Source organism: Streptomyces sp. NPDC005899, from assembly GCF_040629645.1.
In the GTDB taxonomy this organism is placed as follows: domain Bacteria; phylum Actinomycetota; class Actinomycetes; order Streptomycetales; family Streptomycetaceae; genus Streptomyces.
This window is the reverse complement of the sequence record NZ_JBEXWB010000276.1, coordinates 1-8,663: the sequence shown is the minus strand read 5'-3', so window position 1 is coordinate 8,663 and position 8,663 is coordinate 1. Positions and strand designations below refer to the sequence as shown.

At 71.2% G+C, this 8,663-nt stretch carries 10 protein-coding genes; 6 read left to right on the top strand and 4 right to left on the bottom strand.

The window, feature by feature from the left end; all coding sequences use genetic code 11:
- Positions 1 to 59: 59 nt before the first annotated feature.
- The 4 genes from ABZ371_RS24745 to ABZ371_RS24730 all read right to left on the bottom strand — a co-directional run bounded on the left by ABZ371_RS24745 (position 60) and on the right by ABZ371_RS24730 (position 2,266).
- Positions 60 to 323, bottom strand: a complete 264-nt coding sequence (locus ABZ371_RS24745) for a hypothetical protein (protein WP_358683391.1) — start codon at positions 321 to 323, stop codon at positions 60 to 62.
- Between the two features lie 104 nt (positions 324 to 427).
- Entirely contained in the window at positions 428 to 793 is a 366-nt protein-coding gene (locus tag ABZ371_RS24740; RefSeq protein WP_358683389.1) for a molybdenum ABC transporter substrate-binding protein, read from the bottom strand.
- 19 nt (positions 794 to 812) lie between these two features.
- On the bottom strand, positions 813 to 1,616 hold the full coding sequence (locus ABZ371_RS24735) for an adenylate/guanylate cyclase (RefSeq protein ID WP_358683387.1): 804 nt from the start codon (positions 1,614 to 1,616) through the stop codon (positions 813 to 815).
- The gene (locus ABZ371_RS24730; protein ID WP_358683385.1) at positions 1,613 to 2,266 is read right to left on the bottom strand and encodes a hypothetical protein; all 654 of its coding nucleotides are present in this window, start codon (positions 2,264 to 2,266) and stop codon (positions 1,613 to 1,615) included. The genes ABZ371_RS24735 and ABZ371_RS24730 overlap by 4 nt, the downstream gene beginning before the upstream one ends.
- Before the next feature lie 108 nt (positions 2,267 to 2,374).
- On the opposite strand from ABZ371_RS24730, the gene ABZ371_RS24725 reads away from it, so the two are divergent.
- The 6 genes from ABZ371_RS24725 to ABZ371_RS24700 all read left to right on the top strand — a co-directional run bounded on the left by ABZ371_RS24725 (position 2,375) and on the right by ABZ371_RS24700 (position 7,724).
- Positions 2,375 to 3,061, top strand: a complete 687-nt coding sequence (locus ABZ371_RS24725) for a Crp/Fnr family transcriptional regulator (RefSeq protein ID WP_358683383.1) — start codon at positions 2,375 to 2,377, stop codon at positions 3,059 to 3,061.
- Positions 3,062 to 3,375: 314 nt separating this feature from the next.
- Entirely contained in the window at positions 3,376 to 4,131 is a 756-nt protein-coding gene (locus tag ABZ371_RS24720) for an IclR family transcriptional regulator C-terminal domain-containing protein (RefSeq protein ID WP_358683381.1), read from the top strand.
- Between the two features lie 298 nt (positions 4,132 to 4,429).
- Complete coding sequence (locus ABZ371_RS24715; protein ID WP_358683379.1) at positions 4,430 to 5,755, top strand: LAETG motif-containing sortase-dependent surface protein; 1,326 nt, start codon at positions 4,430 to 4,432, stop codon at positions 5,753 to 5,755.
- A 253-nt stretch (positions 5,756 to 6,008) separates the two neighbouring features.
- On the top strand, positions 6,009 to 6,623 hold the full coding sequence (locus ABZ371_RS24710) for a glyoxalase (RefSeq protein ID WP_358683377.1): 615 nt from the start codon (positions 6,009 to 6,011) through the stop codon (positions 6,621 to 6,623).
- A 236-nt stretch (positions 6,624 to 6,859) separates the two neighbouring features.
- Positions 6,860 to 7,303, top strand: coding sequence for a helix-turn-helix transcriptional regulator (locus ABZ371_RS24705; RefSeq protein ID WP_358683375.1), 444 nt, complete (start codon positions 6,860 to 6,862; stop codon positions 7,301 to 7,303).
- Positions 7,304 to 7,313: 10 nt separating this feature from the next.
- Positions 7,314 to 7,724, top strand: coding sequence for a VOC family protein (locus tag ABZ371_RS24700; RefSeq protein WP_358683373.1), 411 nt, complete (start codon positions 7,314 to 7,316; stop codon positions 7,722 to 7,724).
- The last annotated feature ends 939 nt before the right edge of the window (positions 7,725 to 8,663 follow it).

Here is an 8,663-nt window from a genome sequence, read left to right as displayed (position 1 = left end):
CCAGGGCGGTGACCCATCCGGCGGCCACGGCTCTCGTCCCCCCTCGCGCGGCGCGGCACTCAGCCGGCCGACGAGCCCCCGGTCCCGCCGAACAGCCTGTACAGCAGGTAGAGCACGGCCAGCGCCGGGATCACGAAGACGTACACGGGGAACTCGTAGGTGCCGGCCGCCTGGTTGGCGACGTAGAAGCCGTATCCCGCGAAGAAGGCCCCGCCGAGCAGGGCGTAGGCGCGGTCCTTCACGGAGAGTCCGGGAGCGAAGGCGGTGCCGATCAGGATCAGTCCGGAGATCACGGAGAAGATCTCGTACGCGGTCCACTGCATGGTGGTGTCCTTCCGGGGCGGTGCGGATGGGTGCCGTGCGGGCACCGCGCGGGTGGCACCGTGCGCATCAGAGGCGTGCGGGTGGGCGCCGTGCGGTGCGTCGTTCAGAAGCCGAAGCCGGTGCCGAAACCCACGGGCCGGTCGCAGAGTTCGGCGATCCGGGTGGTGTTCTCCGCGAGGTCCGCACCGGTCATCGAGTCGGCGTCGGCGACCTTGTGGAGTCCTTCGGCGTCCTTCGAGAGGTCCGGCGTGCCCTCGTACCGGTCGGCGAGGTCGGCCATCTCCTCCGTCTTTCGGAACAGAGGGTTGCCCATGACCCCGTTGCCCTGCACGAACTGGGTGTTGAGCTCGTCGAAACCCGTGCACACCTCCTCCTTGTCGGCCGGTCCGAAGCCGCCGCACGCGGTGGTGGTGAGGACGAGCAGAGCGGCGCCCGCCGCGCCGAGGAGTGCCGGACGTACGTGCTTCATGAGGTGGTCTCCTTCCTGCTCAGCGCCGCCACCAGCGTGGGGCGCGGGTCTCCCCGTCCACGCGGATGTCGCGGCCCGCGAGGTTGCTGTGGGGCCCGAGGCGGACGTCACCGCCCGCGGAGAGCGAGACACCGCCCTGCCGGGGTTCGCCCTGCCGATGTGCGTCCGCGGTGTCCTCCGCCGGGGTGCGGGGCACCTCGGCGGCGACCCGGCGGGCCGCGTCCGGGTCCCCGGGGACATGGAGCCAGGCGCGTACCGCCGTCTCCTTGACCCGGACGTCGACCGCGTGGAAGGCCTGCGGTGCGATACCGGGGTAGCCGCCGCGGACCACGTCCTCGTGGATGGTCTCGGACACCAGCAGGGCGAGATCGCCCTCCGACGCCGCGAGGGCCTTCCGCAGCGGATCGCTGTCGCACAGCCGGAAGGTCCGGTTCACGGCGTGGCCACCGATGCCGTGCTCGTCGAAGTGGACGTCACCGGCGTGGACGGCGATCCGCATCCTCAGCAGCGGGTCGCTGCGGCGCCGGCGCCCGAGAGCCGTGTCGAGGCGGGGCAGGAACTCCCCGAGCAGCACCGACTTGGGGATCTGCTGCGGAACGACCACCAGCAGGCCGTCGCCGCGGTCCTCGTGGAGGCACGAGGACCACACGGGTTCGGTGAACGCGTCACGGAACTCGCCGTACATCGCCTCGCGGGTGCGCATCTGGTCGGCGCCGTCCCGCGAGCTGAACCGCTCGATGTCGGCGACCAGGAGGGTGGCGTGCGCGGGCGGGCCAGGGGTGGCCGGGCCGGCGGAGCGGGGGAGGGTCCGATCGGCGCTCATGACGGGATCGGGATTCCGCCGAGCTTGAGGTTGCCCTCCCGCGAGTCCACGAGCGACAGGAAGACGCCGCCCCCGAGCTTCACCAGTCCGTAGTTCGACGTGCTGAGCTGCCACCGCCCGCCCGACCACTCGAGCGGAATGGTGCCCTGCTTCTCACCGTCCCAGCTCAGCGGTACCTGCGCCGCGGTGGCGCTCGCGGTGGCCTTGCCTATGGCGACGTGGTCGACCTTGTCGCGGTAGGCCTGGCTGCGCCCGGCGAACGCGCCCGAGAGGCTCTTCTCGCACCCGCCGTCGGTGGGCGCGACGAGCGCGCACCAGGCGGCGGCGTTCCCTGTCCTCTCCGCGACACGGACCTCTTCGGCCGTGTGGACGGCGCCGGCCGCGCCGGGCTCGCTCACCACGGAGAGGTCGACACCGCTGTCGGACGTCGCGACCTGGACACCGCCGTACACGGACGCCGCGAGTACGGCGGCGATCGCGGTGAGGGAGACGACGGGATGGTTCCTGACGTGCTGCTTGATCTTGGTGATGTTGATGTCGCGCGCGGCGATGTTCGACTTTTTGAAACGTACGTCGCGATTGGCCTGAACGGCGATGTTGCCCTCGCCGCCGACGGTGTGACCGCCCTGTGCACCCGGCTGGTCTGTCACGTGTTTCTCCTGGGCCGCTCCTGTAAGTGGGAGCATCGAAGCAGGTCGATAGCGACCAAAAAGCGTCATCTGAGGCCTGGTTGGCCTGCTTGAGCCCATAGTTACTTCATGACAGTCTTACGTTTCTGGGACATGCTGGACGATTCGGAGAAGTCGGCGCTGCTGGGTTTCGGCCGCACGCGCTCCTACCGGGCAGGACAGCGCCTGGTGGCCGAAACCGACGCCGACCGTTGGACGGGTGTCATATCCGAGGGCGTCTGCCGCGTCACGGGGTGCCGGGAGGACGGCAGCCGCTCCTATCTCGCGGCGCGAGGGCCGGGCGACATCATCGGTGAGATGGCGGCTGTGCGGGAGGGCCGCCGGACCGCCGAGGTGACGGCGGTGACGCCGGCCGTGGTCCACGTCCTGCCGGCCTCGAAGTTCCAGCTGCTGATGGAGCGGCACCCCGGCGTCACCAGGCACCTGCTGACCGTCGCGCTGAACCGGCTCCAGGAGGCAGACCGGGGCCGTACGGAGATCGCCACGGCAGCCACCGAGGTGCGGCTGAACCGGCTGCTGGCCCGGCTGGCCCGCACCGAGGGCGTGGCCGTCCCGGACTCCCCGGACATCACCCTGTACGGGGTCGCCCAGACGGACCTGGCCGAGTGGTGCGGGGTGAGCCGCGCATCGGTGCAACGGCACCTGAAACGCCTGGCGGCCCAGGGGCTGCTCCGGACGGGCCCCCGGCAGCGGCAGCTGACCATCCTGGACGTGGAGGAACTGACGGCGGCGACGGCGCAGGCGGCGGGTACCTGAGAGCGGACCACCCACGGCGCCGACCTCCGGCGCGCGCCCGGTGCCGGATGGGCGGCCCCGGCTGAGAGGCAGCCGAAGTGGATGGGCGGCCCCGGCTCGGGAGGTAGTCGGCCCGGGGAGTCCGGCCCGGGCGTGAGTCCGGCCCGGGTGGGCGGGCGTGAGTCCGACCAGGATCGGCGGCCGGCCCGGATCGGCGGCCGGCCCGGATCGGCGGCCGGCCCGGATCGGGGGCCGGCCCGGACGGGTGGGCCGCGATCGGCGAGCGCGAGGGGATCCGCCTTGCCTGCGCTCCACGCCGGGTACACGCTGGGGGAATGGGTGACCAGCCGAGCCTCTCGCTCCTGGCCTCCGTGCAGCGGGCCTTCCGCCTGCTGGAAGCCGCGGGGGCCCACGAGGGCGGAGCCCTCGCCGAACAGCTGACGCGGGAGTCGGGACTGGAACCGGAGACCGCGGACCGCCTGCTGCGCACGCTCACTCAGGACGGGCATCTGAGGAAACTGGACGACGGAGCGTACGTCGTCGGTGCCCTGCCCGCCCGCCAGGGGGCGAGCGGTGGCGAGGATCTGCTCGCTGCCGTGCGGCCCGCCCTCGCGACCCTGCGGGACGAGATGGCGGCCGCCGCCTACCTGACCTTCTACGAGGACGGTGAGATCCGCGTCGCCGAGATCGTCGACGGCCCCCTGGCCCCCCGGGCCGACCTCTGGGTGGGCTTCGAGGACGCCGGCCACGCCACCGCCCTCGGCAAGTGCGTCCTGCGTGAACTGGACGCCGAAGCGCGCGGCGAGTACCTCTCGCGGCACAGGCTCGCCGATCTCACCCCCCGGACGATCACCCACCGCGAGGAGCTCGTCCGGCAACTGGAGGCGTCGCTGCCGACGCCCTCCGTCATGGACCGGGAGGAGTACTCCCTCGGCACGGTCTGCATCGCGGTCCCCGTGTACAGCGGGGACACGCTCGGCTCGCTCGGCATCTCCTTCCGGGCCGACAGGATGTACCGGACCAGCCAGGTCCGCCAGAAGCTGCTGTCCTCGGCGGGCCGGGTGACACGGGGCCTGACGTTCACGGTCTGAACCGCGCTCCCGGACGCTTCCCGGCCCGGCACTCGGCTCCCGCACTGCGGAGCCCGTGCGTGGGATCCGCGGACCGGGGACGGGGCCCTGTGGCATTCCTCACAGCGAAACCGCAGGCAGGGAAAGCAACTGCACCTTTTCGTCTTTTCTGTCTGCCGTCGCGGCGCGGTACCGGACGGAACGGGTGAAGAAAGCGTGCGGACCGATCGTTGCCCCCGCCATACGATCACCGAGGTCGCATGTGCGTGTCCCATTCCGCTGCGGCCCCTTCTTCTTTTTCGGACCCCGAAGGGCTCTTGTGAAGATTCGCCGCATACTCGCCACCGCTGTCGCCGCAGCGGTGACCACTCCCGCACTCCTTCTCTCGGTCACCCCCGCGTTCGCCGACGAGAAGCCGTCGGCGCAGACCCAGGACAAGCCGACCGTCGCGGAGCTGGAAAAGGCTGCCGCCGCGGCACAGACGGCGTACGACGAGGCCGTCGCCGCGGAGAAGGCCGCCGAGGAGGCCCTGGAAGCGACCACGTCCCCGACCCACCCCCTCGTGGTGGCCGCGAAGGCCGCGAAGGAGGCCGCCGAGACGGCCGGCACCGCGAAGACCGCCGCCGACCAGGCCGTCGTCGAGGCCCGGGCGGCGGTCGGCGCAGCCCAGGCGGTGGTCGACGCGCTTCCGGAGACGGCCACCGAGGCGGAGAGGACCGCGGCGGAGGCGAAGCTCGCCGAGGAGACGAAGAAGCTGACCGAGGCCGAGGCCACCGCCGTCACCGCCGGTGCCGCCAAGACCGCCGCCGACACCAAGGCCCAGGAAGCCACGACGGCGCTCGACGACGAGCGGGTGGCCCTGGTCCGCAAGATCGATCAGGCGCAGAAGGTGGTCAAGCAGGCGCTCGCCGACAAGAACGCCGCCGACGCCGCGCTCGCCAAGGCCAAGGAGGAAGAGGCCGAGCAGGGCGGGGACGACGAGGACTGCGTCCCGGAGGCCAAGCTGACCACGGTCGTGACGGGTCTGCCGTCCACCGTCGTCGCCGGTACGAAGACCAACTTCAAGCTGCGGGTCACCAACGGCTCGAAGAAGACCATGGACGAGGTGCTTCCGTTCGCCTACGTCCACGCGACGGACAAGAGCGGGCTCAAGGACCTCGGTGAGCTCGTGCGCCTGCAGTGGTCCAGCGGGTCCTCCTCCACGTGGAAGACCGTCGACAACGAGCACTACATGGACGCCATCAGCCCGCTGAAGGCCGGCGCCCACGCCGACATCAAGATGCGGCTCACGATCGACGCGTCGGCTCCCGCGGGCAACGGCATCACGTTCGTGGCCGGTGACTACTTCAACGACAACGGAAGCTGCGGCGGGACCCCGGACCTCGAGGGCTACGAGTTCCTGATCGCCGCCGCGGGCAGCAAGCCCGGCAAGACCGGTGACGCCAAGCCCAGCGCCCACAAGCCGAACACCTCGGACCTCAAGCCGCAGGGCGGGTCCTCCGCCCGCCCGGCGACGGGCACCCTCGCGGCGACCGGCTCCTCCTCCGCGACCTCGCAGCTCGCCCTCGCGAGCGGTGCGGCCGTGGCGATCGGCGCCGGCGCGCTGTTCGTGGTGCGCCGCCGCAAGGTGGGCTCCGACGCCTGAGGCATGAGGCATCGAGCCCGACGCGTGAGTCGGCGGACGTCCGGGCGCACACCCGGCCCGGCGTCCTGAGCGACCGACGGGCCCGGCACCGCAAGGTGCCGGGCCCGTCGGCATGAGCGCCCTCCCGGCGGAGCAGGCCCGGCGGGTGGCCCGGCGTGCGGCTGGGTGCGTCCGGGGCGACACGGTCGGTCGGGCGGCCGGGTCGGTCAGGAATCGAGAAGCGCGTTCCACGCGGACGCGCGAGGCTTCATCCATGGCTTCCATCGCATCCGTCATCCTCGAAGCGGCCGACCCCGCCGCCGCCCAGCGCTTCTGCACCGACGCCTTCGGCCCGGACTCCCAGGTACAGGTGCGGGCGGGCGAGACGCCCACGACCGGTTTCCGTGGCTTCACGCTGTCCCTCACCGTCTCCCAGCCTTCCGGCGTCGACCGCCTCGTGGAAGCCGCCGTGGAGGCCGGTGCCACCACGGTGAAACCGGCCACGAAGTCGTTCTGGGGCTACGGCGGCGTCGTACGGGCCCCGGACGGGGCGCTCTGGAAGATCGCGTCCTCGGCCAAGAAGGACAAGGGGCCGGCCACCGAGCGGATCGACCAGTTCGTGCTCCTCCTGGGCGTCGAGGACATGGCCGCGAGCAAGCAGTTCTACGTCGAACGCGGCCTCGTCGTCGGAAAGAGCTACGGCCGCAAGTACGTCGAGTTCGTGACGCCGCCGAACTCGGTCAAGCTGGCGCTCTACGGCCACCGGGCCCTCGCCAAGGACGCCGGCGTCGCCCCCGAGGGCACCGGCTCGCACCGCCTCGTGATCGGCGGCGACCGCGGTGCCTTCACCGACCCGGACGGCTTCGTCTGGGAGACCGCCACACGATGACGGGCGCCCGCCCGGCCTCGCGGCCCCGCCACCCTCCGGTCCGCACGAGCCCGTACGGCCGTTCCCATCCGGGCGACCCAGGCAGCCGGGACCTCCTGGACCGTCCGGACCGCCGGGACGTCCTCGACCGCCCGGGCGGCACGCCCCAGGACGGGCTTCGGGGCGCACGATCCCGGGCCTGGCCACATGACCTGAGCGACTGGGCAACCGCGGACCGGCGTGGCACGATCGCACAGGTGACGAGCAGACCAGCCTCGGCGCAGCGCCTGAGCGACCTGGCCCGCCTGCGCCGCGTCCGCGACCGGATCGACCGGGAGTACGCGCAGCCGCTGAACGTCGAGGCGCTCGCCCGAGGCGTGCACATGTCGGCCGGGCACCTGAGCCGTGAGTTCCGTCAGGCCTACGGCGAGTCTCCGTACAGCTACCTCATGACGCGCCGGATCGAGCGTGCGATGGCGCTGTTGCGCCGTGGCGGCCTCAGCGTCACCGATGTGTGTTTCGAGGTCGGCTGTTCGTCCCTGGGCACGTTCAGCACGCGCTTCACCGAACTGGTCGGGATGCCGCCCAGCACGTACCGGAGGCTTGCGGCACAGGCGACGGAGGGGCTCCCCTCGTGCGTGGCGAAACAGGTGACCAGACCGGTCAGGAATCGAGAAGCGCCCCCCTCGGACCGGCCGTAGCGTGAATGCCATGGACATCACCATTCACACGAGCGTTCTGCCGCACGACGACCCGGACGCGTCGTTGGCGTTCTACCGGGACACCCTCGGCTTCGAGGTCCGCAACGACGTCGGCTCCGGTGCGATGCGCTGGATCACGGTCGGCCCCGCCGACCAGCCCGGCACGTCCATCCTGCTGGCGCCGCCCGCCGCCGATCCGGGGATCACGGACGAGGAGCGCCGCACCATCGCCGAGATGATGGCCAAGGGGACGTACGGCTGGATCCTGCTGGCCACCAAGGACCTCGACGCCACCTTCGAACAGTTGCAGGCGGGCGACGCCGAAGTGGTCCAGGAGCCGACCGAGCAGCCGTACGGCATGCGCGACTGCGCCTTCCGCGATCCCGCCGGAAACCTGATCCGCATCCAGGAAGTGCGCTGACCGGCACCGTGGCGGAAGACCACTTACGTCGAAGGCATCCCGCAGGGAGTTGCGGGGGCCTTCGACGTATCGGCCGGTGAAAGAAAGGGTGAGGAATACGAGATGCAAGCGGTGAACGGCACTGGACGGGCGCGAATGAGACCAGGACCGAGATCGGAATGCCGCGTCATACCTTCTTGACGACGATCGACCCCGGAACCAGCCTCTCCACATCGTCGACGTCCCAGATGAAGACGGCGACCTGCTCCTTCTGCCGGCGCGCGACGACGACGAGTACCGCGCCGCTCGCGTACTCGTGGCCGTGCAGCTTGGCGTCGGCCAGGAGGTGGCGCGCCTGGCGGGCCTCGTCCTTTCCGACGTCGGCGACCTCGAGCCGGGAAGCACCCAGTCCCAGCGCCTCTCGGTGGTTCTGCCGTCGTACGCCTCCACCAGCGTCATCGGAGACGTGACCACCCCGGCTTCACCCCGGGCTGCGAGGTCGAGCCACGCGATCATCTTCCGGTCTCCGCGCATGGCAGGGAACAAGGCCCCGCAGCCGAGAGGCGGAGACGGCGGGACGTGGGCTGCCGTGGAAGACCTGGCTGCTGTGCCGGAACGGTGGGTGGCGGTGATGGGGCGGGCGACCGGCTGGGGGCGATGAGCGTCTTCCACCTCATACCCGACCCGCTGTTGTGACACGAAGCCCGCGCGCCTCCGGTGCTGTTGACGACGTCGTGGAGTGGACCGGGTGGAAGCAGCTGAGGGCGCCGAGGGGAGCCGGCCGGAGGGCCCGGCGAGTCTCGTCGAGACCGTAGATGAGACTACGAACGTCGAAGGGCCCCACCACAAGCTTGGGTTCCAGTGATCGTCGCAACACCCCAGCTGAAGGGGTGCGGTGGAGTTCGAGATCCGGAAGGACCGGAAGCCGCAGGGACGGAAGAAGCTGACCCGTGAGCGGGC

Bases quoted from the DNA above. Each gene is read 5' to 3' on its own strand.
- ABZ371_RS24740 (WP_358683389.1), bottom strand. From the start codon at position 793: ATGAAGCACGTACGTCCGGCACTCCTCGGCGCGGCGGGCGCCGCTCTG.
- ABZ371_RS24745 (WP_358683391.1), bottom strand. From the start codon at position 323: ATGCAGTGGACCGCGTACGAGATCTTCTCCGTGATCTCCGGACTGATC.
- ABZ371_RS24720 (WP_358683381.1), top strand. From the start codon at position 3,376: ATGGGTGACCAGCCGAGCCTCTCGCTCCTGGCCTCCGTGCAGCGGGCC.
- ABZ371_RS24725 (WP_358683383.1), top strand. From the start codon at position 2,375: ATGACAGTCTTACGTTTCTGGGACATGCTGGACGATTCGGAGAAGTCG.
- ABZ371_RS24735 (WP_358683387.1), bottom strand. From the start codon at position 1,616: ATGAGCGCCGATCGGACCCTCCCCCGCTCCGCCGGCCCGGCCACCCCT.
- ABZ371_RS24710 (WP_358683377.1), top strand. From the start codon at position 6,009: ATGGCTTCCATCGCATCCGTCATCCTCGAAGCGGCCGACCCCGCCGCC.
- ABZ371_RS24700 (WP_358683373.1), top strand. From the start codon at position 7,314: ATGGACATCACCATTCACACGAGCGTTCTGCCGCACGACGACCCGGAC.